The sequence below is a fragment of the Acinetobacter sp. SW-226 genome (genome assembly GCF_055632855.1).
On record NZ_CM145752.1, the window covers coordinates 1,546,685 to 1,571,009 of the forward strand.

20 protein-coding genes and 4 pseudogenes are annotated in these 24,325 nt (G+C 39.6%); 12 read left to right on the forward strand and 12 right to left on the reverse strand.

Features of this window, described 5'->3' with window-relative positions; translation table 11 throughout:
• Nucleotides 1-12: 12 nt before the first annotated feature.
• Nucleotides 13-1,482: an NAD(P)H-hydrate dehydratase gene (locus ACZ8ZH_RS07485; protein WP_119063373.1), complete on the forward strand. Its 1,470-nt coding sequence runs from the start codon at nt 13-15 to the stop codon at nt 1,480-1,482.
• Nucleotides 1,479-1,757 (forward strand): acylphosphatase, encoded by a 279-nt coding sequence (locus ACZ8ZH_RS07490; RefSeq protein ID WP_119063374.1) that lies wholly within the window; start codon nt 1,479-1,481, stop codon nt 1,755-1,757. The genes ACZ8ZH_RS07485 and ACZ8ZH_RS07490 overlap by 4 nt, the downstream gene beginning before the upstream one ends.
• 64 nt (nt 1,758-1,821) lie before the next feature.
• Here ACZ8ZH_RS07490 and ACZ8ZH_RS07495 read toward each other — a convergent pair whose 3' ends face one another.
• From ACZ8ZH_RS07495 to ACZ8ZH_RS07505, 3 genes are all read right to left on the reverse strand, one after another.
• Complete coding sequence (locus tag ACZ8ZH_RS07495; RefSeq protein ID WP_058951812.1) at nt 1,822-2,304, reverse strand: FKBP-type peptidyl-prolyl cis-trans isomerase; 483 nt, start codon at nt 2,302-2,304, stop codon at nt 1,822-1,824.
• Nucleotides 2,305-2,442: 138 nt separating this feature from the next.
• Nucleotides 2,443-3,744: an NAD(P)/FAD-dependent oxidoreductase gene (locus ACZ8ZH_RS07500; RefSeq protein WP_119063375.1), complete on the reverse strand. Its 1,302-nt coding sequence runs from the start codon at nt 3,742-3,744 to the stop codon at nt 2,443-2,445.
• A 127-nt stretch (nt 3,745-3,871) separates the two neighbouring features.
• Nucleotides 3,872-5,182, reverse strand: a complete 1,311-nt coding sequence (locus ACZ8ZH_RS07505; protein WP_119063376.1) for a D-alanyl-D-alanine carboxypeptidase PBP6B — start codon at nt 5,180-5,182, stop codon at nt 3,872-3,874.
• A 179-nt stretch (nt 5,183-5,361) separates the two neighbouring features.
• On the opposite strand from ACZ8ZH_RS07505, the gene ACZ8ZH_RS07510 reads away from it, so the two are divergent.
• Entirely contained in the window at nt 5,362-7,065 is a 1,704-nt protein-coding gene (locus tag ACZ8ZH_RS07510) for a M61 family metallopeptidase (RefSeq protein ID WP_119063377.1), read from the forward strand.
• An 85-nt stretch (nt 7,066-7,150) separates the two neighbouring features.
• Here the strand turns inward: ACZ8ZH_RS07510 and uraH are convergent, their stop codons facing one another.
• Nucleotides 7,151-7,549 (reverse strand): hydroxyisourate hydrolase, encoded by a 399-nt coding sequence (gene uraH / locus ACZ8ZH_RS07515; protein ID WP_086210213.1) that lies wholly within the window; start codon nt 7,547-7,549, stop codon nt 7,151-7,153.
• A 422-nt stretch (nt 7,550-7,971) separates the two neighbouring features.
• Between uraH and ACZ8ZH_RS07520 the strand changes: the two genes are divergently transcribed.
• The 3 genes from ACZ8ZH_RS07520 to ACZ8ZH_RS07530 all read left to right on the forward strand — a co-directional run bounded on the left by ACZ8ZH_RS07520 (nt 7,972) and on the right by ACZ8ZH_RS07530 (nt 11,022).
• Nucleotides 7,972-10,203, forward strand: coding sequence for an NADP-dependent isocitrate dehydrogenase (locus ACZ8ZH_RS07520; protein ID WP_086210212.1), 2,232 nt, complete (start codon nt 7,972-7,974; stop codon nt 10,201-10,203).
• 99 nt (nt 10,204-10,302) lie between these two features.
• A complete protein-coding gene (locus ACZ8ZH_RS07525; protein WP_119063378.1) occupies nt 10,303-10,581 on the forward strand; it encodes a hypothetical protein in 279 nt (92 codons plus the stop codon).
• 66 nt (nt 10,582-10,647) lie between these two features.
• Nucleotides 10,648-11,022 carry a hypothetical protein gene (locus ACZ8ZH_RS07530; protein ID WP_119063379.1) on the forward strand — a complete coding sequence of 125 codons (375 nt, stop codon included), beginning with the start codon at nt 10,648-10,650 and terminating at the stop codon, nt 11,020-11,022.
• 62 nt (nt 11,023-11,084) lie between these two features.
• On the opposite strand, the gene ACZ8ZH_RS07535 is transcribed toward ACZ8ZH_RS07530, so the two are convergent.
• The 3 genes from ACZ8ZH_RS07535 to ACZ8ZH_RS07545 all read right to left on the reverse strand — a co-directional run bounded on the left by ACZ8ZH_RS07535 (nt 11,085) and on the right by ACZ8ZH_RS07545 (nt 13,319).
• The gene (locus ACZ8ZH_RS07535) at nt 11,085-11,873 is read right to left on the reverse strand and encodes a pseudouridine synthase (protein ID WP_086210209.1); all 789 of its coding nucleotides are present in this window, start codon (nt 11,871-11,873) and stop codon (nt 11,085-11,087) included.
• Between the two features lie 534 nt (nt 11,874-12,407).
• Entirely contained in the window at nt 12,408-12,578 is a 171-nt protein-coding gene (locus tag ACZ8ZH_RS07540; RefSeq protein ID WP_162622360.1) for a hypothetical protein, read from the reverse strand.
• Between the two features lie 57 nt (nt 12,579-12,635).
• Entirely contained in the window at nt 12,636-13,319 is a 684-nt protein-coding gene (locus ACZ8ZH_RS07545) for a tetratricopeptide repeat protein (RefSeq protein WP_119063380.1), read from the reverse strand.
• Between the two features lie 193 nt (nt 13,320-13,512).
• On the opposite strand from ACZ8ZH_RS07545, the gene ACZ8ZH_RS07550 reads away from it, so the two are divergent.
• Both ACZ8ZH_RS07550 and ACZ8ZH_RS07555 read left to right on the forward strand, forming a co-directional pair.
• Nucleotides 13,513-14,007, forward strand: a complete 495-nt coding sequence (locus ACZ8ZH_RS07550) for a hypothetical protein (protein ID WP_086210207.1) — start codon at nt 13,513-13,515, stop codon at nt 14,005-14,007.
• A 287-nt stretch (nt 14,008-14,294) separates the two neighbouring features.
• Nucleotides 14,295-16,442, forward strand: coding sequence for a TonB-dependent siderophore receptor (locus ACZ8ZH_RS07555; protein ID WP_162900255.1), 2,148 nt, complete (start codon nt 14,295-14,297; stop codon nt 16,440-16,442).
• Nucleotides 16,443-16,549: 107 nt separating this feature from the next.
• Here the strand turns inward: ACZ8ZH_RS07555 and ACZ8ZH_RS07560 are convergent.
• Nucleotides 16,550-16,742: pseudogene (locus tag ACZ8ZH_RS07560) on the reverse strand (DUF6500 family protein).
• Between the two features lie 78 nt (nt 16,743-16,820).
• Nucleotides 16,821-17,746 (reverse strand): annotated as a pseudogene (locus ACZ8ZH_RS07565) (tyrosine-type recombinase/integrase); the annotation flags it as partial.
• A 19-nt stretch (nt 17,747-17,765) separates the two neighbouring features.
• Between ACZ8ZH_RS07565 and ACZ8ZH_RS07570 the strand changes: the two are divergent.
• Nucleotides 17,766-18,230: pseudogene (locus ACZ8ZH_RS07570) on the forward strand (isocitrate/isopropylmalate family dehydrogenase); the annotation flags it as partial.
• A gap of 291 nt (nt 18,231-18,521) precedes the next feature.
• Here ACZ8ZH_RS07570 and ACZ8ZH_RS07575 read toward each other — a convergent pair.
• Entirely contained in the window at nt 18,522-18,707 is a 186-nt protein-coding gene (locus ACZ8ZH_RS07575; protein ID WP_470247896.1) for a hypothetical protein, read from the reverse strand.
• Between the two features lie 310 nt (nt 18,708-19,017).
• On the opposite strand from ACZ8ZH_RS07575, the gene ACZ8ZH_RS07580 reads away from it, so the two are divergent.
• A complete protein-coding gene (locus tag ACZ8ZH_RS07580) occupies nt 19,018-19,569 on the forward strand; it encodes a M23 family metallopeptidase (protein ID WP_086210205.1) in 552 nt (183 codons plus the stop codon).
• Nucleotides 19,570-19,779: 210 nt separating this feature from the next.
• Here the strand turns inward: ACZ8ZH_RS07580 and ACZ8ZH_RS07585 are convergent.
• Both ACZ8ZH_RS07585 and ACZ8ZH_RS07590 read right to left on the reverse strand, forming a co-directional pair.
• A pseudogene (locus ACZ8ZH_RS07585) lies at nt 19,780-20,982 on the reverse strand (YbfB/YjiJ family MFS transporter).
• 108 nt (nt 20,983-21,090) lie between these two features.
• Complete coding sequence (locus ACZ8ZH_RS07590; protein WP_119063382.1) at nt 21,091-21,696, reverse strand: flavin reductase family protein; 606 nt, start codon at nt 21,694-21,696, stop codon at nt 21,091-21,093.
• Nucleotides 21,697-21,855: 159 nt separating this feature from the next.
• Here ACZ8ZH_RS07590 and ACZ8ZH_RS07595 point away from each other — a divergent pair, with 159 nt between their 5' ends.
• On the forward strand, nt 21,856-23,244 hold the full coding sequence (locus tag ACZ8ZH_RS07595) for an L-cystine transporter (protein ID WP_119063383.1): 1,389 nt from the start codon (nt 21,856-21,858) through the stop codon (nt 23,242-23,244).
• Between the two features lie 152 nt (nt 23,245-23,396).
• Nucleotides 23,397-24,224 (forward strand): PhzF family phenazine biosynthesis protein, encoded by an 828-nt coding sequence (locus ACZ8ZH_RS07600; RefSeq protein WP_119063384.1) that lies wholly within the window; start codon nt 23,397-23,399, stop codon nt 24,222-24,224.
• The last annotated feature ends 101 nt before the right edge of the window (nt 24,225-24,325 follow it).

Consider the following 24,325-nt stretch of genomic DNA (forward strand, 5'->3'; position numbering starts at 1 on the left):
AAAGGAAAAATCATGCATCAGCAAGTGTACCACAGCAGTGAGATTCAAGCATGGGAAGGGCGTTGGTTTGCGCAGCAAAATAGTGCTTATGGGTTGATGCAACAAGTCGCATGGTCAACAACTGAGCAGGTGCTTCCTAGGCTTAAACAGCAGCAAGTCAAAAGTGTTGCGGTGTGTTGTGGTCAAGGCAACAATGCAGGTGATGGTTACTTAATTGCATCGTATCTAGCCGCGCAAGGTTATGATGTTGAAATTTATGCAGCGGCTTTGGGTGCATCTACATCACTGCAACAAGCACATGCAACGGCTGTGCAACAGGGGATAGTGATTCATACAGGCTTTGCTTTTCAACGTGCTTATGATGCGTATATTGATGCTTTGTTTGGGATTGGTTTAAACCGTGAACTCAGTTCAGACTGGCAAGCAGTGATTCAGAAAATCAATAGACAAGCAGGTTTAAAAATTGCCATCGACCTTCCGAGTGGTTTACATGCCAACACGGGGCAGGCTTTACCTTGTGCTATTGTCGCTGATTATACTTTTACGGCTCTCGGTTTAAAGGCAGGTTTATTTACTGGACAGGGGAAGGCTTTTGCGGGGGAAGTCATGCTTATTTCACTGCTTCCAGTAGACAGCGAATTAAAGCCTTTAGCGTCACTTGCTCCACAGCATGTGCAGCTTGAACGGCGTCAAGCCTTTGGGCATAAAGGAAGTTATGGGCATGTACTCGTGATTGGAGGGCATGCACAGATGGGCGGTGCAGTGATGCTGGCTGCAGAAGCTGCCTTTCATGCGGGTGCAGGTAAGGTGACGGTGGTGTGTGATGCAAAACACCATACTGCAATTTTAGCCCGTGCACCGAATATTATGCTGCGCGATATTAACCAAATGTCGCTCCAAGAACGTGAAGCGTTGCTGGCACATGTGGATGCAGTCAGTTTTGGTATGGGGTTGGGACGAGACTCGTGGGCTCAACAGCAGTTTGAGGCATGGTTTCCACTCATTCAGATCAGTGCTTTACAGGTGGTGCTAGATGCAGATGCCTTATGGTTTTTGGCCTCAAAGCCAGTAAAGCTTGGTAAACAGGTCTACGCAACACCGCATCCGGGAGAAGCGGCGACTTTACTGGGCATAACTACTTTGGCGGTAGAATCTGACCGCATTGCAGCTATTTATGCCTTACAAGAAAAATATGCAGGGCAATGGGTGCTGAAAGGGTCGGGAAGCTTGATTTTAGATACGCAACTTTGGATTTGTACCGCAGGTAATCCAGGGATGGGGACAGGTGGAATGGGGGATGTATTGACAGGCATGATTGCCAGTTTAAAAGCACAGTTGCAAGATGACATTGCGTTACATCAAATTGTGACTTTACATGCCCAAGCAGGCGACCTCTTGGCTCAGCAAGGTGAGCGTGGTTTACAAGCACAGCACATGAGTCAGGCTATTTATACGGTCGTGAACCGAGAGTATACGGTATGAAAGCAGTAAAACTGACTATATCGGGAAAAGTTCAGGGTGTCGGATATCGACGTTGGTTTGCACAACATGCTGTTGCTTTAGGTTTAAAGGGTTATGTACTGAATCTGGATTCAGGTGCAGTTGAAGCATTGCTTTTGGGTGATGATGGTACGGTTGCCGAACTGGTGAATTTTGCTAAAGTCGGGCCAACTCATGCGTTAGTCAAGGATGTAGTCATCGTAGAACTGGCTTCAGAACAGCAATCATTTACCGCTTTTGAAATACGTCGCGAATGACTAAGTATTCAAAATAAAAAAGGCGGAAGTTTAACTTCCGCCTTTTTTCTAAGCGTGTTAAATCTTAGTGATGGTGACCACCAGCACCGTGCGCATGGCCGTGCTGTAATTCGTCTTCAGTTGCATCGCGGATTTCTACGATTTCAACTTCGAAAGTTAAGTCTTGACCAGCAAGTGGGAAGTTCGCATCAACAATTACGTTTTCGCCTTCAACTGCTTTTACAGTGACGATTTGAACGCCATCATCAGTTTGAGCTTGGAACTGCATACCCGCTTGGATGTTGTCAACGCCTTGGAACATTTGCGCTGGAACTTCTTGAACAAGTTCAGGGTTGTATTCGCCATAACCTTCAGCAGCAGGAACAGTAACAGTGAATTTTTCACCTACAGTTTTGCCTAGCAATGCATTTTCTAAACCTGGGATGATGTTACCTGCGCCGTGCAAATATGCAAGTGGTTCACCTTGTGATTGGTCTAGCGTTTCGCCTTCTGCGTTAGTCAATTTGTAGTTGAAAGAAACCACGTGATCATTTGCGATAGCAGTCATGTTTTTCGTCCATTCATTTAGAATTTAAGGGGTATATCATAAAGTGAAAAGCAGCTTTTGTAGACTAAATTTAGTAAAAAACTGCATTTTCCACGTTCTTATGGCGTTTTTTTATTAGTGGGGACACATTTTTAGATTTCAATGCAATTTTATTTTTGGACCGACTTTTTTATTCATCAGATCCTTTGCGGTCATTAATCCAGCTTGAGTATAACCATGTAGGGTCGCTTGATGGAGTCGATATAAAGAAACATACATGGATTTTGCCAGCACGCCTTGCACATTGACTTGTCCAAGGAGTTCGCCGACTGCTTTATATTGGCTGAGGGAAACCAAAGAACCTTTGTCAGAAAATTTAAACATCGGCAAAGACTGACCATGAATGCGCGCTTTGAGCGCTCGAACCAAAAAGGCAGCTTGTTGACTAGCCACTTGAGCGCGTGGGCCAAGGACTGGCTCATCGGCAGCAGGTTGGCAGTGCGCACAGTCTCCAAAGGCAAAAATATTGGGATCAGTACGAGTTTGCAATGTCGCGTAGACGATTAAGCGACCAATCTTGTCTTTTTGGAAACTTTCAAGGCTATTTAAAACTTGAGGTGCTTGAATACCTGCCGCCCAAACTTTTAAATCAGCATCAATTTGTTGACCATCGGCAAAATAAATATGGTCTTTGTCTAATTTTGCAACACGGTGATGAGTGAGGACTTCAACACCAAGCTTTTCCAATTGCGCATGAGTGTGATTTGCCATTTTGGTGGATAGGGCGGGAAGAAGACGATCCGCTGCCTCAATCAAGGTGACTTTCACTTTGTTTGGGTCAATTTTATTGAGACCGTATTTAAAAAAGGTGCTTTTCGCATGGACCAATTCGGCAGCAAGCTCAACTCCTGTGGCACCTGCACCAATAATAGCAATATTGAGTGCACGTGTTTCGGGACGGTTTTGTGCATCTAAATACAAATGTAGAAGGTCTTGCTGGAAAATTTCAGCTTGTTGGCGACTGTCGAGGAAATGGCAGTAATGTTTAGCGCCTTCGGTCGCAAAGTCGTTAGAGGTCGAACCAACTGCAAGGACTAAGCTGTCGTAGTTGAGTGCAAACTGCGTGGTTTCACTGCTTTGTTTGGCATATTGGCGTGCTTCAAGTTTTACTTGTTTATGTTCTTGGTCTAAGCCGACAAAACGACCCAAAACAAACTCATAATGATGTTTAGAGGCATGGGCAAAGTAATTGATTTCTTCAACACTAGGGTTGAGTGTACCAGCCGCAATTTCATGTAATAACGGTTTCCAGATATGCGTCAGGTTTTGATCGACAAGGGTGATTTTTGCTTGTTTGGATTTTCCTAAGCTGTCTCCGAGTTGTGTTGCTAACTCTAGACCACCTGCACCGCCACCAATAATGACAATATGGTGTGGCACTTGTTCTGTTTGTACAGCCATATGAAGCAACCTATTTTATTATTAAAAAAAAAGAAGATGACATTGAATATGCCATCTTCTTGATTTAATGATAATTAGATTGTCTTACAAGTTACATAAAGTATAAAACTCAAGATATGTTTTAAACCTAGCCTAGAGTATAGGTTTTGGCCTGAGGTTCATCGCTTGATAAAAATGGAAACAAGCTTTTGAACCAGATCATGAGTCTCTGGAAAATATTGGCTTCTTCAATATGTACGTCATCTTCTATAGTAAAAGTTTGAATAAGCTGGTTATTTTGATAAACCTGAACTTTAGCCAGTTGCATTACTTCTGCAAGTGGTGCGGTTAGTTTGTTCTGTAAAACTTCTATATTAAAATGTGTTTTAGTCGATTCTAAAGGTGCGATCGGTTGGATTGTACCATTGCCTGTATTGAGCATAATACGTTGATTGGTTTGATCAAAGGCATGTAAATCAATTGCATAAGGTTGATCGTACAATGATGTGGTCACAATTTTCGGTTGTTTGCTTTCGACTTTGAAAATTTTCAAAGTTGATTTGACAACGGGAAGTTCCGCAATGATTTGTTTATCCTTCAGCGCAACTTCGTTGCGTGTGTAGGTATAAGACAAATTCATGAGATTGTGCGCAACCTCTGCACGTTTTGCTGCACTTTGCGTTCCTAATACAATCACCACCAAACGACGGTTTGGGTTTTCAGGGTTCATTGTTGGGCGGTTCGCTGTTAGGGCTAGGTTATATCCCGCTGCTTTGGTATAACCCGTTTTTAAGCCATCGACTGTTGGGTCTTGTTTTAACAGAAGATTGGTCGCACGGTGAAAGCGTTGGTTATAACTAAAACTTTGCTGTTTTGAATAGTACAAATAGTCGGGTGTTTCATTCACTAAGGCTTGACCTAACAGCGCTAAGTCATGTGCAGTCGAATAGTGTTCGGGCATGGTAATACCTGCTGGGTTCTGAAAATGTGTTTCAGTCATTCCCAGTGCTTTGGCTTCTTGGTTCATTCGTGCCACAAAGTGAGGAATATCACCAGAAATACGTTCTGCCAAAGTCACCGCTGCATCATTGGCCGACATCACCACTAAACCCGCTAAAAGCTGATCAACTGAAATCTGTTCACCTTGTTTTAAATACATTTGCGACTCATCCCACATCACCGTACTAACCACAGGTGTCGCGGTAAGAATTTCGCTTTTGTTTAGTTTTCCTGCATTAATTTCTTTCAGTGCAATGTAGGCAACCATCATTTTGGTGAGCGAAGCGGGAGCACGCTGCACATGACTATTGTGTTCTGCAATGACTTGCCCTGATTGGCTGTCAAAAACGGTCCAAGCTTGAGCTTCAACTGTTTCAGGAACAATGTTGAGCAATGCGGCTTGAGTGAAACTTGAACACAAGGCGAAGAGTGTAGCGATAAAGTAGATGACAGCTTTCAATGAAATTCCCTAACTAAGCCATTCCGTGACTTTTAAACCGAAAACAGCTGCAAATGCTATGCCTTTTTTTCGCCAATGACCAGTCAAAAATGCAGACAAATGTGACTGTGACGCAAAACTGGCTTAAATAATGATAAGCTAAGTTATAACTCATTTCATTTTATTTTGTATTGCCCATTATGTTGCATTATCAGATCGAATTTGACGATTATCGTCAGCACCTTATACACGTGACTTTACGTTTTGTAGCAGACCCAACACAGGTACTTTCATTACCGACTTGGATTCCGGGTAGTTACCTCATTCGTGAGTTTTCAAAGCATATTGAATCTGTTCGTGCTTATGATGAAGAAGGGCGGTTATTACAAATCCAAAAATTTGAAAAGAATAAATGGCGTCTTTTTAATACCGATCATGAATTGATTACGGTTGAATATGATGTATATGCTTATGATCTGTCGGTGCGCGGTGCGTATGTAGATCAAACCCGTTTATATGTCAATCCTGCATGTGCATGTTTAGGTCTGGAAGGTCAAGAGGATAAAGCTGTTGAAGTTGAACTGTTCCTTCCTGATGAGCTGAAACACTTCCAATTAGCGACAGGTATGGCTTCAAAAAGCCTTGTTAAAGGTCGTTTTACCTTAAAAGCCAAAAACTATGCTGAGCTAATTGATGCACCATTTGAGTTGGCAGAGCAGACTCGTTTTGCTTTTGAAGCCAATAGCATTCCACACGAGTTTGTAGTGTCAGGCAAACATGCCATGAATGCTGCACGTATGCAGCAAGACATTGAAAAAATCTGCGCAACAGAAATCTCAATGTTTGGCTCAGCGCCATTTGCAAACTACACCTTTATGACGATGGCTACAGCAAATAGTTATGGTGGTTTGGAGCATCCAAATTCAACCAGTTTGATTAGTCCACGTGAAGACTTGCCCAAAGTTAATGAGCCTGAAGAACCATCTGAAGACTATCAACGTTTCTTAGGTTTATGTAGTCATGAATACTTCCACTCATGGTTGGTCAAATTCATTCGTCCTGAAAACTTTGTCAATTATGATTTAAACAAAGAAGGCTATACCTCTTTGCTTTGGATTTTTGAAGGTTTCACGTCTTATTATGATGACCTGATTTTGCTGCGTAGCGGTGTGATTTCTCAAGCCTCATATATCAAACTACTCAAAATTCAGATTGATCGTTATTTACAAAATCCAGGTCGTTTTGTTCAGTCTGTGTCTGAGTCTAGCTTTGATGCATGGGTGAAATTTTACCGTCAGGATGAAAACTCGAACAATGCAGGCACCAGCTATTACAACAAAGGTTGTTTGGTTGCCCTATGCTTAGACTTGGGTTTACGGTTACGTGGTTCAAGTCTAGACTCGCTTATGCGTAAACTTTATGAAAACGCGCAAAAGGGCATACAAGTACATGAGCGTACGATTGTTGAATTGTGTAATGAACTCACAGGTGATAACTGGATTGAGCAAATCAATCACCTCATTAACACCACAGATGAGTTGCCGCTCGATCAGCTTTTCCCTGAGTTTGGTTTAAGCTATAGCCTGAAAAATGATAAGTCATTACCGTTGGGTTTAAAGCTTGTAGATAAGCCAGAGGGTGTGTTGGTGCAAAGTGCGCGTCGTGATGGCTCTGCTGCTCAAGCTGGTCTTTCTGCCCATGATGTGATCATTGCGATTGATGGTCTCAAAGCAACGGTGAAATTGGTAGAAAAATATGCCAAGCAAGACGATACCTATAGCATTCTGGCATTCCGCCGTGATGAGTTGCTGAGCTTTGATGTAAAAGCTGCTGGTTCAGAACTGACCGAAGTTGAATTGAAAGTCGAAGACCAAGCGAAAGCAGAAAAGTGGCTCAAGCTTTAATGCTTAACCTACTTTATTTGTCATTCTGTTGAGATAAAAACCGATGTTTAGACATCGGTTTTTTATATTTTTTCGTTTGTGAATGTTAACTACCACGATAAGTTGAATAACCGTACGGACTGATCAATAATGGAATATGATAATGATCCAATGAGCCATCAATCACAAAGACAACAGGCACTTCTGGAAAAAAAGAGCGCTGATTTTTTTGACGAAACCAATCACCTGTTTTAAAAGTAACTTTATAGACACCTTTTTGTAGACTGGTATCTTTAGGGTATAAATCATTGATACGGCCTTGATCATCCGTTGCCGCTGAATTGATTTCAGTCCATTTATCATTTTGTTGTGCTTCAAGCGTTACTTTGACATTAGCTGATGGTAAACCATTTTCTAAATTCAGTACGTGTACACTTAATGGGTTCTGTGCAAAACATAATGAAGAAAAACCAAGTCCAATGAGAGGAAGGAGTATTTTCATCATCTAATTGATCCTTAATGTTGCATAAAAGTATTAAGTTTAACCAAAGTCATAAAAATCATAGGTTTAAAAAATGTAAAATTGGTTTAATAAGAAATAAATTTTTGGCTTTTTTCTTCATCGAGTTTGCGAGTCTAAGCTCTATAATGAAGCAAGTGATTCTATTTTTCTCTAAATTCGCACTGTTTTAGGGATCTTGTTGTCAATTTTCCAGAAGATTGTAGAGCGTTTGCGGAAAACAGGAAGGATTAGAGTAAATATTCAGCATCATTTTTTTTCGAAATGTCGTTATCACAGGATATTACGTTGACTGAAAAGCAATGAAAGCCGATACTTTCAGGGTTTTATTCAAGCACATCGGTTCGCAGGGGCTGAGCCAGAAGCTCATCACCCTAAAAAACTCAATCTAACGCAAGGGGCTATATATGGCTGGTGGAAAGTCAACCATCATTTACACACTGACCGACGAGGCGCCATTGCTAGCGACTTACTCGCTACTGCCGATCATTGAGACCTTTACTAAACCTGCTGGTGTAGAGATCGTTAAAACTGATATCTCTGTTGCCGCACGTGTTCTCGCAGAATTTTCTGAATACCTAAAAGAAGAACAAAAAGTTCCAGACAATCTTGCAGAACTTGGTCGTCTTACACAAGATCCTGATACTAATATCATCAAACTGCCAAATATTAGTGCCTCTGTTGCTCAGCTAACAGCATGTATCAAAGAGCTTCAATCAAAAGGCTACGCGATTCCTGATTACCCAGAAAACCCTACTACTGAAGACGAAAAAGCGCTTAAAGCACGCTATGGTAAATGTCTTGGTTCAGCAGTGAACCCAGTATTACGTGAAGGTAACTCTGACCGTCGTGCGCCTGCTGCTGTTAAGAACTATGCGAAAAAACACCCGCACTCTATGAGCGAGTGGAAGCAATGGTCTCAAACTCACGTTTCTCACATGGATGAAGGTGACTTCTACCATGGTGAAAAATCAATGACTTTAGACCGTGCCCGCAATGTGAAAATGGAACTCGTGACAAAGTCTGGTGAAACCATCGTTCTTAAGCCAAAAGTTGCGCTTCAAGATGGCGAAATCATTGATTCAATGTTTATGAGCAAGAAAGCGCTTTGCGATTTCTATGAAAAAGAACTTGATGATTGTAAAGAAGCAGGCATTTTGTTCTCTTTACACGTGAAAGCAACCATGATGAAAGTTTCACACCCGATCGTTTTCGGTCACTGTGTGAAAATTTACTACAAAGATGCTTTTGAAAAACACGGTAAATTATTTGATGAGCTAGGTATTAACGTTAACAACGGTATGGCGGGTCTTTACGAGAAGATTGCAACTTTACCGACATCGTTACGTGAAGAAATCATCGAAGACTTACACGCTTGCCAAGAACACCGTCCAGCACTTGCAATGGTTGATTCTGCGAAAGGCATCACGAACTTCCATTCACCAAACGATGTAATTGTGGATGCTTCTATGCCTGCAATGATCCGTGGTGGCGGTAAAATGTGGGGCGCTGACGGCAAACCTTATGACTGTAAAGCAGTCATGCCTGAGTCAACTTTCGCACGTATCTACCAAGAAATGATCAATTTCTGTAAGTGGAATGGTAACTTTGACCCACGTACTATGGGTACAGTGCCGAACGTTGGTTTGATGGCGCAAAAAGCGGAAGAATACGGTTCACACGACAAGACCTTTGAAATCTCTGAGGCAGGTGTTGCAAACATCACTGACTTAGAAACTGGCGAAGTGTTGATGTCTCAGAACGTGGAAGAGGGTGACATCTGGCGTATGTGTCAGGTGAAAGATGCACCAATCCGTGACTGGGTGAAACTGGCAGTAACACGTGCGCGTAACTCAGGTATGCCTGCGATCTTCTGGCTTGACCCATACCGTCCACACGAAAATGAACTGATCAAGAAAGTACAAACGTATTTGAAAGATCATGACACAACTGGTTTAGACATTGAAATTATGTCTCAAGTCCGCGCGATGCGTTATACACTTGAACGTGTTGCACGTGGTCTAGATACGATTTCTGTAACGGGTAACATTCTGCGTGACTACCTCACTGATTTGTTCCCAATTATGGAGCTTGGTACATCTGCGAAGATGTTGTCTATCGTTCCGCTTATGGCGGGCGGTGGTATGTACGAAACTGGTGCGGGTGGTTCAGCGCCTAAACACGTACAGCAGCTTGTTGAAGAAAACCACTTACGTTGGGATTCTTTAGGTGAATTCTTGGCACTTGCTGTATCTCTAGAAGAGATGGGTATTAAAGAAGATAATGCGAAAGCAAAACTTCTTGCGAAGACTTTAGACCAAGCGACAGGCCAGTTACTGGATAATGATAAGTCTCCATCACGCCGTACTGGTGAGATTGATAACCGTGGCAGTCATTTCTACTTAGCGAAGTTCTGGGCTGAAGCTTTAGCAGCTCAAGACGAAGATGCTGACTTGAAAGCGAAGTTCGCTCCTCTTGCAAAAGCGCTTGCTGAAAATGAAGATAAGATTGTTGCTGAGCTTTCTCAAGTTCAGGGTCAAGCTGCGGACATCGGTGGTTACTATGCTGTAGATACTGCTAAAGTAAATGCTGTAATGCGTCCAAGCACGACTTTGAATGCAGTACTTGAAGCGATCTAAGTCAAAACTAAATCGGTAAATTTGCCGATGAAGTAAAAAAAGCCGATGTGAAAACATCGGCTTTTTTTATACTAAAAAATATTTCAAATGGCTAAAAAGATGAATAAGAAAAATTTGAATAGGGTTATAGCAATTACAGTCATTTGGTTGGGTGGGATTGGCTTAACTTGGATATTTGGAAGTTTGAAATCACCAGAATCACTCAATGAATTAGGTGATTTCCTTGCAGGTGTTTTTGCACCTATTGCATTTCTTTGGTTGATTTTAGGTTATATCCAGCAAGGTAAGCAGTTAGATCAAAACACGAGAGCTTTGGAACAACAAGAAAAGGCGCTCAATTTGCAAATTGAGGAAATGCGAGAAAGTGTTAAGCAATAAACTGAATTAGCAGAAATTCAGCAAAAACAATTTGATGCAATCAATTATGCCTCCAATCCCAATTTATTGATTAGCTCATGTGAGTGTGAAATATACTCTGGGGGATACTCAGAGGAAGAAAACGAAGTCAATAATTTATGTAGTTTAAACCTCAAAATATTTAATAAAGGTATTGGGGAAGCTTTAGATATTAGGATAGAAGTAAACAATAAAAAATTTTTGATAAGTGAAAGAATTTTTGTAGATGAAGTCATTAATGTAGTAATTTATCTTGAACCTGATCTGGTTAAACTATCTAAAAATTTAGATTTTTTAAATGTTGAGTTTACTCTTATTTGTGCAAATAAATTCAACGCTCAAATAAAAGAGCATTATGAAATTGAGGTATATTTTATTGAAGATTCATGGGAAACAGAGCGAGTAAATATTATAAAGAGATAAGATTATTGTTTAGATATTTATGATAAAAAGCCCACTTTCGTGGGCTTTAAAACAATCAAATCTTAACGACCATTACGTCCGCGACCACGTGGCGCTTTCGTATTGGGGCGAGTAGTACCATTGGTTTTACGTTTTGGCTTCTCGCTTTCGTCCATTTGCCAAATACGCTTTGTACCTGACTTTTTCACAGAACCATCTTTGTTCTTACGAACCATAGGCTTACCGCCTGTACCACCCGGTTTTTTTACATAAGAGCGTGAACGGTAAGGTTCTTCAGCAGGAATGTTTTGAAAGTCAGGGTATAAAAGTGGCTCGATTTCTTTGGTTTCGCCTGGTTGTAAACCCATTTGAACCAAATCAATTGCACCAATTTTAGTACGGATTAAACGTAAAGTAGGAAAACCTACAGCAGCAGTCATACGACGTACTTGGCGGTTACGGCCTTCACAAATTGAAATTTCAACCCAAGATGTCGGCACGGATGCACGAAAACGTACAGGAGGATCACGTTCCCATAACCATTCAGGTTGTTCAACTTTAGATGCTTCAGCAGGTAAAGTCATACCATCTTTAAGTTCCACACCTTTACGCAACTGCTCAAGGGCTTCTTCAGTGACATCACCATCGACCTGAACCAAATAGGTTTTAAATTTTTTATTGGCAGGGTTGGTAATGTATTGGTTTAAACCACCATGGTCAGTTAAAAATACTAAGCCTTCAGAGTCCATATCCAAACGGCCAGCCAAGCGCAAAGTCGAGTCGCTGACAAAGTCAGACATCGTCATATGTGCTTCATCTTTACGGAACTGGGAGAGGACGTCATAGGGTTTATTCAAGATGACGATTTTCATTATAACCTACTAAAATATATCAATTAATTCTGATGTGGTTTCCTGATTACCCGTTTAAGTACCCGTTTTGGATGAGGTAGGGTGAAAATTAGGAATAAAATGCCCACTAAATTGTGGGCTACTATATCAGATTTAGGCTTATGCTCCTCAACTTTATTCTTAACGTAGGAGGAATACTAGAACACATCCTTATCAGAGAGTCTAACTGGTTGCTGGATATCTCCTGCATTAATCATGTTGTAAAACTTATCTTTTCCAATAGCTAACAGTTGCTTATGTTCACCTAGAATCTAGTTCACAATTAAATTAATTTTTAATAAATAATAAATTTAAATACTTAGGTTGCTAAAACAACAATTTATAAAATATTTGGTCCATGAACCTAGCTATGAATACATAGCTTCCTACTAAAAAGGTCTTAAGAATAGACTAAATTTGTCTAGGAGAGTGGTGGTAGTCCAACCACTAACTAAAAGGTGTCTACAAAATCGGTGGCTATTCACTCTAAAGATATACTTGATGGCTATAGGGTTTTTATTTAAAGAAAGAACCAACAAACATAACTAAGACACCAGGTAACATTCCTAAGAAGCTTGCTGCCTTTGCATCCATATGATTATTTACTTTTTCACGAAATACATGAGGACCAATAAACGTCCCTACAATACTGATGATTAGTCCAATAAATATTAAAAAATCTCCCACAGCCTTTCCTTCCTTTTTTATTTCGTATAACGTGCATTATGTTAATTTTAGAATAACTTAAAGTTCTGCAAGTACTAATTTCGCTTGTGAGTGCCCATTATTAGTGGCTTTTCTATACCACTCAAGTGCCTTTTTATCATCTTTTCCTATACCTTGACCATTCTGATACAGTGATCCAAGATTATACTGTGCCTGAGCATTACCTTGATTAGCCGCCTTGCTATACCATTCAAATGCTTTTTCATAATTTTGTACAACACCTTCGCCATTGTCATACATCAAGGCAAGGTTAGTCTGTGCTAGATCATCTCCCTGTATAGCTGATTTTTCATACCACTCAAATGCCTTTTTATTATCTTGCGCTACACCCTGACCGCGATAATACATCAACCCAAGGGTATTTTGTGCCATCGCAAATCCTTGATTAGCTACTAAACTGTATAGTCCAAATGCTTTTTGATCATCTTTTTCTACACCTTGACCATTCTGATACAGCAGTCCAAGATTATACTGTGCCATTGCAAACCTTTGATTAGCTGCCCTGCTATACCACTCAAATGCTTTTTCATAATTCTGTATAACACCTTCACCATTGTCATACATCCATCCAAGGTTATATTGTGCCAACACATCACCATTTTCAGCTTCTCTTAATAAATCATCTGAGAACGTTGGATTCGCTAAGATTTCCATGGAAAAGACCAACCCAAAAGTAATAGCGATAAGTTTGAAAAATTTCATTTTCTGCCTTTGAATCGAAATAATATTTAATTCGTTAGATTATTAATAATACTTTATAAGAATGGAAATTTGAATGTATTTAACTTATGTTCACCTAGAATCTAAAAATGGGAGCTTTTAGCTCCCATTTTTAATTTCGTATCAGTGTATTATGCTAATTTTAGAGAAAATAAAGAATCATTTGGACTAATCAATGACATTAAAAGCGTTATATATAGAACTTTATTATGGAGAATATTCTCACTCAGAAACGATAAAAAAATTAATTGAATACGTTGATAAAAATGAAAGTATTCCTGTTGAACTACTAGAGTTATATCCTAACTATGAACCACTATTACTTAATGTAATACAGGCAAAAGATTCTGAATTTTCATCTAATTGTTTAGAGGCTGAAATAATGGCAGCTAATTTCTTTTTAGATGTTTTAGCTGACTATAAAAATGGTAATTTAAGCCCTCTTAAACTATGTACAATTTTTAGTAATTTAGAAAGTGGATTCCTTGATGCTCCACGAGGACTTAAAAATAGCATAGCTTACTATCCGGAATGGATAGGTGACCTCTATGATGCTTGTGACTGGTGCGATGAAACATGGACAATCGAAAATTCGCCTCATTTAATAGATGCTATACAACATCAAATTAATGTAATTCATGAGTGGCTTTTGAAGCCCCATTTAACATAATAGCACTTATATGAAACTCTTGAAACTTTAATATAAGTATCAATGTCTTAGTTATATATGTTCTAGTGCTTAGTGGGCTGGAACGTATTTTTTGGTGATTTCTATAGTTGTAAAAAAAGCTCTCAAGTGAGGGCTTCCAGTCTCTCATTTTTGATTCGGCTTAGGAGGCTGTATTAATTATAAAATGAGAATAAAAATCATTTACGTTTGGTGTTTGTTTTTGTACTATACATGCGGCAATTAGGTAGTCAAATCTCTCCAATGGACACAAAAGGTAAATATTGATCGTGAATAATTCAAAAATGAAAATGAAGCCTTTAGCTTACTCAATAATATTAATTACAAATATTTGTTTTATACATCCATCTTTTGCCGAACAGAATACGATTGATACAGTTCAAGATAACAATTCTCCTGAGACCTTACCTGTCATTAATTTAAAAGCTCAGGAATCGACTTCTAATTTAAGTAAAAAAACACAAACTGGTGTGCTGGGTAACAAATCAATTTTAGATACACCATTTTCTATTACAGTGGTCGATAGCAGCGATATAGAAAAAAGAGGTGCTGATACTGTTGGTCAAATATTTATTAATGATCCTGCTGTCTATAGTCAAAGTGCAGCAAAAGCTACTAACTGGTGGGGCACATCAGTTCGCGGTTTAGGAGTAAAAAACTTTTATATTGATGGAATGCCGATGAGTCTCAATTGGGGTGGTGACTACCCAGCAGAGTTTGCCGATAGTGTTACTGTACTGAAGGGGTTAACAGGATTTATGTATGGGTTTGGCTCACCAGGTGGTGCCATCAGTTATCAATTAAAACGTGCTAAAGAAAATCCTGAAACTGATATTACGGTTGGCTACCGTAATCCAACATTATTTAATGTTTTGGTTGATCATAGCGATCATGTAGATGCTATTGATATGGACTATAGGGTTACTCTTGGAGGGGAGAAAGGCGAAGCATATAATGGCAGTGATCAAAATCGTTTCATAGCATCATTAGCTTTAGATAAGAAAATCTCAGATAACCTAACCTGGAAAGCAAATATTTCTTATGAAGATAAGAAAACTGAACATGAACCACCAATATTTTCTTTAAGTAAATTAACAGATGGTTTGCCTAAAGCTACGTATGACTATGATAAGTTAATCGTCGATAATTCATTTTATAAGACTAAGTTATTTACCGCTAATACAGCAATAAATTGGCAATTTGATCCAGATTGGTCACTTGATTATCAAGTTGGATATACGCGTAAACTACAGCAATCCAATCTTGTTTTTAATTATTTAACCAACACATCAGGCGATTACACTGGAAGTTTATATCAGTTTGCATATCTTGAAAAAAGCTTTATTAATCAGATTGTTCTTGCAGGGAATTTTTCAACAGGTAGTGTTAAGCATGAACTAAACACGGGTTTAGGTTATACAAATAGCACTGTTCAAAATTCTAATTATTATTGGAATGGTAGTCTAACAGCAGATGGCTATATTGGAAATATTTTTGAAAATCAGAATTATATAATTACACATCCTAAGGATTATTCACTAAAACCTAAAAGCTCTGACATTAGTCAATCCTATGCATTTATAAGCGATACTTTGAATTTTAATGATAAATTTCAAGCCATTTTAGGTGCTCGTTATACGTATTACGATTCTGAGGATCTTGATTATAATCCAGCATCAAATTCGGGGTATAGCACAAAAGCAACTACACCTACTTTTGCATTGATATATAAACCAACAAAAAATAGTACGACGTATTTGAGTTATGTTGAGAGTCTTGAGAATGGAGGGATTGTAGGCTCAACCTATAAGAATGCTGGAGAGGTTTTAGATGCGACGATTAGTAAACAATATGAATTAGGGCTTAAGTATGATGCAAATCTATTTTCTGCAACAGCTGCTATCTTTAAAATTCAACGTGCTGCAACTATCACAGATGCAAATAATTATTTAAGTCAAGATGGCATAACGAATTACAATGGCATTGAACTTAACACCAATTTTAAACCTGCATCTAAGTTAAAAATTGGTGCGGGTATGATGTATATGGATGCAGAGATTGATAAGGTTAGTGCATCTAATATTGCTTTGATAGGTAATCGTCCAGCAGGTGTTGCAAAGTGGACTGGTACTTTAAATGGAGAGTATTTAATAGATAGTATTGCTGGCTTAAGTTTACATGGCAATGTTAGATATAATGGTGATTCTTATACAGCTAATACAAATACAGTAGAAATACCATCATATATCTTAGTCAATGGCGGACTGGCATATCAATTTAATCTGGGTGGGCATGATGCTACTTTGAATGCCAATATGAATAATATTTTAAATAAAAAGTATTGGGCATCAAGTGGTACATGGGCGAGCATTGGCGAGGGTAGAAATGGTGTGGTGTCACTGAATGTTAAGTGGTAATTTAAAATTAGAATATTCCATATAATATATTATATTCAGCAGACTAAATAATGAGGGTTATACATTGGCTCTCATAATTTAGTTACTGTACTTCAGTAGATCGATAATTAGGATTTACTTAAAATAAGCTGTCTAATCTTAACTGCTTTCTCAAAAGTGATCTAGTTTGTGCTTTAGGTTCCATCAGTTTGTAGTCTCCATCAATAGTTCTGGTTTATCGTTTTTATTTTTGAAGAAAGCATAAAATGATAGACCAATATTTTCTATCCTTGTCCCAATTTCCGCATAACTCCCAGTCAATTACTGGTGTGGATTTAGCTTTCATTGCTTGCGCGAGCATAAAGGGTAACTGTATGAGGGGGGTGATACTTTCATAATTTATGCATTCCAACTATCAATAATATCAGCCCAATCTTGTAGCATTTTTCTACGATCATTTAAATACTTGGCATGATTGTATGCTGCCCGTGTTTTATTTGCTTCAGCATGTGCAAGTTGTGTTTCGATCCAGTCAGAATTGTAGCGAAGGCTATTTAATTCGGTTGATGCTGTAGCTCTGATGTCATGAGCTGTTACTTGATTTAAGCCGATATAAGTCAGCATCTTGTTTAGTGTAGTTCTAGAGATCATGCAGTCTCTTTTTTGTGGAGAAGGGAATACATATTTTTGGTCTTTAGTAAAAGCATACTGTTCATTCAAGATATTAAGCAGTTGATCAGAGATGGGAACGATATGAATTCTATTTTTCTTCATTGTACGTTCTTGTTTTAAGCGTTTTGAAACTTTTGGGAATTTGATAATCCTTTCTTTAAAGTCCACAAAGTTCCATTCCATTTTTCTAATCTCAACAGTTCTGAGCGTAGAATAGAGCATTGCCAAACATGCATTCTTGACCGTTGTAGAACCACCATAAATGTCAATCTTTTCTCGTAGAGCATTCTTCTCATGCTTTTCGAATGGTCGATCATGTTCTATCTTAGGAGACTCAATGGCTTCGCTTACAGCATAGGTGGGATCATTCTCAACACGAAGAGTCACAATTGCATAACGCATAACTAAACCAATAAATCTACGATTAATGTTAGCTGCAGATTCACCTGTACCATGCTTTCCTTGGTTTAATACACGTTCAACGGTGTTCTTCATAATGGATAAGATATCTGCTGAGCTAACGTCTTTAATTGGTTTATTGCCAAAGGCTTTGTAGACATCCTTTTCCATTGAGTTGTTAAAGCGTGCAATATAGTCCTCAGATTTTATTCCATCTTTTCTTGAACGTATTCTTTAGCGATAGCTTTAAACGTGGGGATATTCGCTCTTTGAATAAAAATTAAAAACCCGAAAAATGGTAAAGACATCATTATAAAAGATGTGATTGCCGATGCGTTCTTGCAACAGATTTTAATGCGTCCTGCAGATTACTCAGTGATTGCGACTCTAAACCTGAATGGTGACTATATTTCTGATGCGCTGGCTGCTGAAGTCGGAGGGATTGGTATTGCGCTGGGTGCGAATATTGGTGGGGCGATTTCTGTTTATGAAGCCACGCACGGAACAGCACCAAAATATGCTGGTCAGGATAAAGTCAATTCAGGTTCTATTATTCTTTCTGCTGAAATGATGCTACGGGATATGGGTTGGGTAGAAGCTGTAGATTTGATTATTAAAGGTATTTCAGGAGAAATTGAGGCGAAAACGGTCACTTATGATTTTGAGCGTTTAATGCCGAATGCAACCTTATTACGTTGTTCAGAGTTTGGTGAGGCTATTATTGCCAATATGGAATAAGTCTTAATTGAACAGACTGTAAGAAAACTCGCACTTGTTGCGGTTTTCTTTTTATAAGTTGAAAATAGCTATTGAAATATGTTTGCAATGTAAGACTAGGTTAAGACATTCGTGCTTTAGGTGAGTGAAAGTACAGTCTAACAACACGATAGTTTGATTTATAAAGGGAAATTAGAATTGTCATTACATTGAAGTACTTTGATACAGCTTATAGCTTGGGTTTTTGAGCCAGTGTTGTATGGTGGTCTTTGTCGAATGTTACGGCAGATGATCAAAGGAGTAGTCTCGTGGCTAATCAACAAAATCAGCAGCAGCGTCAACAGCAACCCAATCAACCGCAACAAAAGCCAGATCAGCAACAACAGCAACAGTAGCCAAATCAAGGCCAGCAAAAACAACCGAACCAAAACCAACAGAATCCAAATCAGCAACGTTAAAGTTGTCGTGATTTAATGAATTTATCTTAAAACACAGCACGGAGGAATCACGCAAAAGGAATTGGACTAACAGGAGGACTCTATGTCGAATAATGTTGTGAAAACATTAAAACAGAAGATCAAAGCTCGTTTAAAAAAGATTTCTAAGCATCAGTCTAAGCTGAAAGCCTTAGAGAAAAAACTGAAGAAGCGTAAGTAGTTTTACGTAGTTTATTTGAAGAAAAGCCCTCATTTTATATGAGGGCTTTGCCGTTACATATATAAGATATCTTTCAATATATGAAGCATTTAGTATGAATAAGTAACTTTATCTTATTTGCATATCTAAAAATTAGCTGAGTAGTTGAATCATGTCTCGTTTAGTTCTGAGTGGAGCTATTTTAAGTACAAATCTGCTGATGAGTGGATGTCAGCCACCGGCTTCGGGTGAAGCAGCGGGTTTGAGTTACCCCTATTTATATTGGCAGTTATATAAGACGCCTTTAGCGAAAAATTTAAATGTGCCTGTAGAAGGAGTAAGCCACAAGCAGATACAGGACACTTGGGGGGCTGCACGTGGGCAGGGACGAAAACATCAAGGTATTGATATCTTCGCTAAACGCGGAACACCAGTCTTAAGCGCCACATCAGGCATTGTATTGGATGTTGGGATCAATAGTCTAGGTGGACAAGTGGTGTGGGTGATGGGACCTAACTTAAGCCGTCACTACTATGCACATTTAGATGCTTATGCGCCTGATATTCAAACGGGGGATTGGGTTGAAGTGGGAGAGGTATTGGGCTATGTCGGAAACACGGGCAATGCTAAGAATACGCCACCACATTTGCACTATGGAATTTATAGGACTGGAAAAGGAGCTGTGAATCCTTATCCGTATTTAACTTTAAATGCATTGAAATAGCCAAGTTTTGATCTACAGTTGTAAAAGTTCGAATGCATTCATTGTTTTGCTCATAGATGGTTCATCAATTTTTTTCTTATTCTTACATCGTTCATTTGTAATATTTAGGGGTAAGTTAAAATATCACACGTATTTAACATGGACGACCCTCTATAAAGTAACCTACTAACGCAAGTAGGTTACTTTTTTGATTCTCTTTAATATGAAGGCTTAAAAGGCCTTCTTTTTACTGGTTGGATTGGAGGTGGATGTCGTACGGGTAAAATAAAACAATTGCAGTGTTCCTAAACCGAGGACTCCAGCAGCAAGCATAAACTGAAAGTGATATGACCAACCCAAATGCTGCAAGGTACTAAAACTTAAACCACCAACCAGCTGTACCGTTGCAAAGCTAAGTGTTGCCATACTCCACAGTTTTTTATAGGCCAAGCCGTAGAGTTGTAAGATGGTGTAGGAGGTGAGAAAGACCACTGCAGGGTTCAGTAGACCTGTGAGAAATGAAGACAGGAGCGTAAATACAGGCGAAAAACTCAGAACTGCAATAAACACTGCCGCAATATAGACACTGTATAAAATCTTTAAAGCCAGAAAGTTGCCAAATTTACGTGCTAAAGCATAAGCTGTTGCAGCACCTAGAGCACTGCCTAGGCCATATAAAATCCAGTTAAAATTGATCCAATATAAATTTAGCGTTAAAACATGGCTTAAATAATCAATCCAAAACAAAGAATGGGGAATATACGCAAAGGCGCTGCAGGCATACACAATGAGTAAGCTATAGTAAATTTTATTCACTGTATGAGTCTGGGGCTGGCTTGTAGGAATACTGTGCAGTTGCTTTTGGAAAGGACGAACCAGTGTCCATAATTACCATGTAATGACAAATGCAAAGCCACAGAGAATGAACCATGCGCTGGTGATGGCAATGCGGTCTAAATACGGCATAAACAGCGTGGCTGCCAATACACCAATTCCTATTCCGCTAAATCCAATTAGATTAATTTTAAAACGGTGCTGTAACTCACTGTACTGCGCCACAATGCTGGGCGATAGAATCATCAGCAAACCACCGCTGATACCTGAAATGATGCGCCACACCAAATACCAAACTTCATTAAAATGTGCAAATGCACAGGCAAATAGGCTGATTGAACCAAACAACGCAGCAAAAATGATATAGATCGGCATTTTTGCATTTTGTGGCAGCCTCATCGCCCAGAACGCGCCGATCAGATAGCCCAGCAGATTAGCACTACCGAGTAGGCTGGCGAAATTGTGTGACCATTCATAGGCTTCGCGAGTGGACGGCAGTAGAGCGGTATAAGAAAAACGTAAGATGCCAATTCCCAAGCACATACTCAGGCAGAGAAAGAGACTCAGTTGTACGGTGCTCGAGAACGTCCTGTTCATCATCATTTGACTATTTGTTTAAAAAACACACTTGAACTATAAGGTGAAATTTACAATAAAACAATCGAGTAATGTTCGCCTTTAGTCGAGCGGAGTAAAGGTGAAGCCAATTTACTCAGTGTCTTTAAGTGTATTGATATCCACTGCATCACCAATGGTATAAAAATGTCCGCCTGCAACATGATGGATACTTTTCCATTCCTCTGCGGCTTCATGGTAGTACCAATGCCCATCTCTAAAAACGCGATCATCTGCATAAGCGGCAATGACTTTGCCAATAAACAAGTCATGCTGTTGCTGATTATGCGGTTCAGGAATCAGTTCACACAGAATCCATGCGCTACAGCCTTCAACCACTGGGATAGGGCTGTGACCAAACTGAAAAAGTTCGACCCCACACTGACGTAACTTTTCAGGCGCATCATATTGACTGATCATGCCAAGTGCGTAGACCATTTTTAACTGTTTAAATGTAGGGACTTGCAGCGCAAATAGACCTGATTTTTCAATGATACTGCGGGTTTTCGTAGATTTATCGAGTACGACCGTCACTTTGGCGGGGCTAAACTCTAGGGCGCAAGCCCAAGCCGCTGCCATGACATCGGTGCTTTCATCATCTTGACTGGAAACCAGCACAGTTGGGCCGTGGTTGAGTAGCCGATATGCTTTTTCTAAAGGGACGGGCAGAATGTGAGGATTAAGCAGAGATTGATTCATGTAAAAGAACACTTTAACAGCCGTTTAAATGCTTTATACCACATTCTAAAACTGCCAATTCAGTCTAAATTTGTACATTCAGCGTGGAATATGGCGCAAAACAGTAAGCCCGTTTAAATTTTGATTTATAATTATGACAGCATCATTTAGGGAAACAATATGAATATCCCCTTAATCGTCAATGTCATCATTTTTATTGCATTGCTTTTTTTACTGGGCCAAACCCGTAAAACCGATTGGAGTTTAGCGAAGAAAGTACTGTCAGGTCTCTGTCTCGGTATTGTTTTTGGTCTCGCTTTACATGGGTTTTATGGTACGCATTCGCCTGTACTGCAAGAGTCGGTACAGTGGTTTAATTTGGTCGGTAAAGGCTATGTCAAACTACTACAAATGGTGGTGATGCCTTTGGTGTTTGTTTCCATTTTAGGCGCTGTGATCAAGCTGCACGATGCGGGTTCATTGGGTAAAATTAGTTTTATTAGCATTGGAACCTTGTTATTTACCACAGCGATTGCTGCATTTGTCGGCGTGGTGGTGACCAATTTGTTTGGCTTAACTGCGGCAGGTTTGGTACAAGGGACACAAGAAACTGAACGTTTAAATACGATTCAAACTGACTATGTCGGGCAAGTGGCTGATTTGCAAGTGCCTGATTTATTTCTGTCATTTATTCCGAGCAATCCTTTTGCCGAGCTGACAGGGGCACATCCAACTTCCATTATCAGTGTAGTCATTTTTGCAGTGTTTTTAGGCATTGCAGGCTTGAACCTAATGAAAGCGGATGCTGAGAAAGGGCAAAAGCTGTTGTCTGCAATTGAGATCTTGCAAGCGTGGGTCATGAAGTTGGTGCGTTTGATTATGATGCTCACTCCTTACGGTGTGTTCGCACTCATGACCAATATTGTGGCCAACTCTAAAATGGCGGACATCTTAAACTTAGGTGGCTTCTTGGTTGCGTCTTATATCGGCTTGGCGATTATGTTTATCGTGCACGCCGTGATTTTGGCGCTCACAGGTATGAACCCAATTCAGTTCTTTAAAAAGGTTTGGCCTGTGCTGACTTTTGCGTTTACCAGCCGTTCAAGTGCTGCCAGTATTCCTTTAAATATTGAAGCACAAACACGACGTCTGGGCGTACCTGAGTCAATTGCCAGCTTCTCAGCCTCATTTGGTACGACCATTGGGCAAAACGGCTGTGCTGGGCTATATCCTGCAATGTTGGCTGTTATGGTCGCACCGACAGTAGGTATTAATCCACTCGATCCGCTTTGGATTTTGACTTTGGTTTGTGTCGTGACCTTGAGCTCGATTGGGGTGGCAGGTGTAGGTGGTGGTGCAACATTTGCAGCACTGATTGTCCTGCCGATGTTGGGCTTGCCTGTGACTTTGGTTGCACTGCTCATTTCAATTGAGCCTTTGATTGATATGGGTCGTACGGCTTTGAATGTGAATGGTTCGATGACTGCAGGTGTCGTGACCAGCCAAGTCTTAGGTCAAACCGATAAGCGTATTTTTGAGCAAGACAATGTGGACTTAAAAGAAGTCTAAGCTGAGTAATATATCGCTTATGAACTGGAAAGAAGCCTATCTTAATGATTAGGCTTCTTTTTATTGGGCGTGTATCCATAAATGACTAAAAACTGTATCTACTTTTTTACTCAGTTTTTTGCAAAATAAAGCCTCAATTTAGGAGAAAAACGATGAAAATGTATCAAGTCGATGCCTTTACAACTGAATTATTCAAAGGTAATCCTGCCGCTGTGATTGTGCGTGATGAATGGTTAGCAGTAGATTTGATGCAGAATATTGCCTTGGAAAATAATTTGGCAGAAACGGCTTTTGTGAAAGTAATTGATGCTGAAAACTATGAAATTCGCTGGTTCACTCCTCAGGTTGAAGTGGACTTTTGTGGGCACGCGACTTTAGCCAGTAGTTTCGTTCTGTTTCGTGATTATACCGATGCTAAACGTATCCAGTTTCATGTCAAAGACTTGGGTGTTTTTATCATTGATCAAGATGCTGACGGCAAGATTCATATGAATTTTCCAATTCGTGCACCGCAAAAGTTAGAAGACTATCCTGCGGAAATTCATGAGTTGGTCGATTGTGAAATTAAAGAAGTCTATTTAAACCCACAGGCTTATATTTTAGTCTGTGAGTCTGAGCAGGCAGTTAAGGATGCCAAACCGAACTTAGATAAAATTCGTCAAATGGCAGAAAAGCATAAAGTCAGTACGGCGATTACCGCTGAAAACTTAGATGTTACCTTGACTTCAACGTCGCAAGATTATGATTATATCGCGCGTTATTTCGCACCGCATAAAGGCATCAATGAAGACCCTGTGACAGGCTCCATGCATACAGGTCTTGCACCCTTGTGGGCGGAGAAGTTGGGTAAAACCTCATTGCTTGCCTATCAGGCATCGAGCCGTGGAGGATTACTTTACTGCGATATTCAGTCTGAAACACGGATCCAAATTTCTGGCTATGCCAAGTTATATATGACGGCTGAATTGTACTTAGATTAAGTTGTAATTCTCTTAAAATAAAACTACTGGTGAAAAATAAGCATTGATTAAAATGCTGTTTTTCACCAAATTACTATAAAAATAATTTCACTTTCCTCTAT

Excerpts from the sequence above, each read along its gene's own strand:
- ACZ8ZH_RS07600 (WP_119063384.1), top strand. The coding sequence starts at position 23,397 with ATGAAAATGTATCAAGTCGATGCCTTTACAACTGAATTATTCAAAGGT.
- ACZ8ZH_RS07590 (WP_119063382.1), bottom strand. The coding sequence starts at position 21,696 with ATGAATCAATCTCTGCTTAATCCTCACATTCTGCCCGTCCCTTTAGAA.
- ACZ8ZH_RS07580 (WP_086210205.1), top strand. The coding sequence starts at position 19,018 with ATGTCTCGTTTAGTTCTGAGTGGAGCTATTTTAAGTACAAATCTGCTG.
- ACZ8ZH_RS07495 (WP_058951812.1), bottom strand. The coding sequence starts at position 2,304 with ATGACTGCTATCGCAAATGATCACGTGGTTTCTTTCAACTACAAATTG.
- ACZ8ZH_RS07535 (WP_086210209.1), bottom strand. The coding sequence starts at position 11,873 with ATGAAAATCGTCATCTTGAATAAACCCTATGACGTCCTCTCCCAGTTC.
- ACZ8ZH_RS07595 (WP_119063383.1), top strand. The coding sequence starts at position 21,856 with ATGAATATCCCCTTAATCGTCAATGTCATCATTTTTATTGCATTGCTT.
- ACZ8ZH_RS07545 (WP_119063380.1), bottom strand. The coding sequence starts at position 13,319 with ATGAAATTTTTCAAACTTATCGCTATTACTTTTGGGTTGGTCTTTTCC.
- ACZ8ZH_RS07510 (WP_119063377.1), top strand. The coding sequence starts at position 5,362 with ATGTTGCATTATCAGATCGAATTTGACGATTATCGTCAGCACCTTATA.
- ACZ8ZH_RS07520 (WP_086210212.1), top strand. The coding sequence starts at position 7,972 with ATGGCTGGTGGAAAGTCAACCATCATTTACACACTGACCGACGAGGCG.
- ACZ8ZH_RS07525 (WP_119063378.1), top strand. The coding sequence starts at position 10,303 with ATGAATAAGAAAAATTTGAATAGGGTTATAGCAATTACAGTCATTTGG.
- uraH (WP_086210213.1), bottom strand. The coding sequence starts at position 7,549 with ATGATGAAAATACTCCTTCCTCTCATTGGACTTGGTTTTTCTTCATTA.
- ACZ8ZH_RS07485 (WP_119063373.1), top strand. The coding sequence starts at position 13 with ATGCATCAGCAAGTGTACCACAGCAGTGAGATTCAAGCATGGGAAGGG.
- ACZ8ZH_RS07490 (WP_119063374.1), top strand. The coding sequence starts at position 1,479 with ATGAAAGCAGTAAAACTGACTATATCGGGAAAAGTTCAGGGTGTCGGA.
- ACZ8ZH_RS07500 (WP_119063375.1), bottom strand. The coding sequence starts at position 3,744 with ATGGCTGTACAAACAGAACAAGTGCCACACCATATTGTCATTATTGGT.
- ACZ8ZH_RS07550 (WP_086210207.1), top strand. The coding sequence starts at position 13,513 with ATGACATTAAAAGCGTTATATATAGAACTTTATTATGGAGAATATTCT.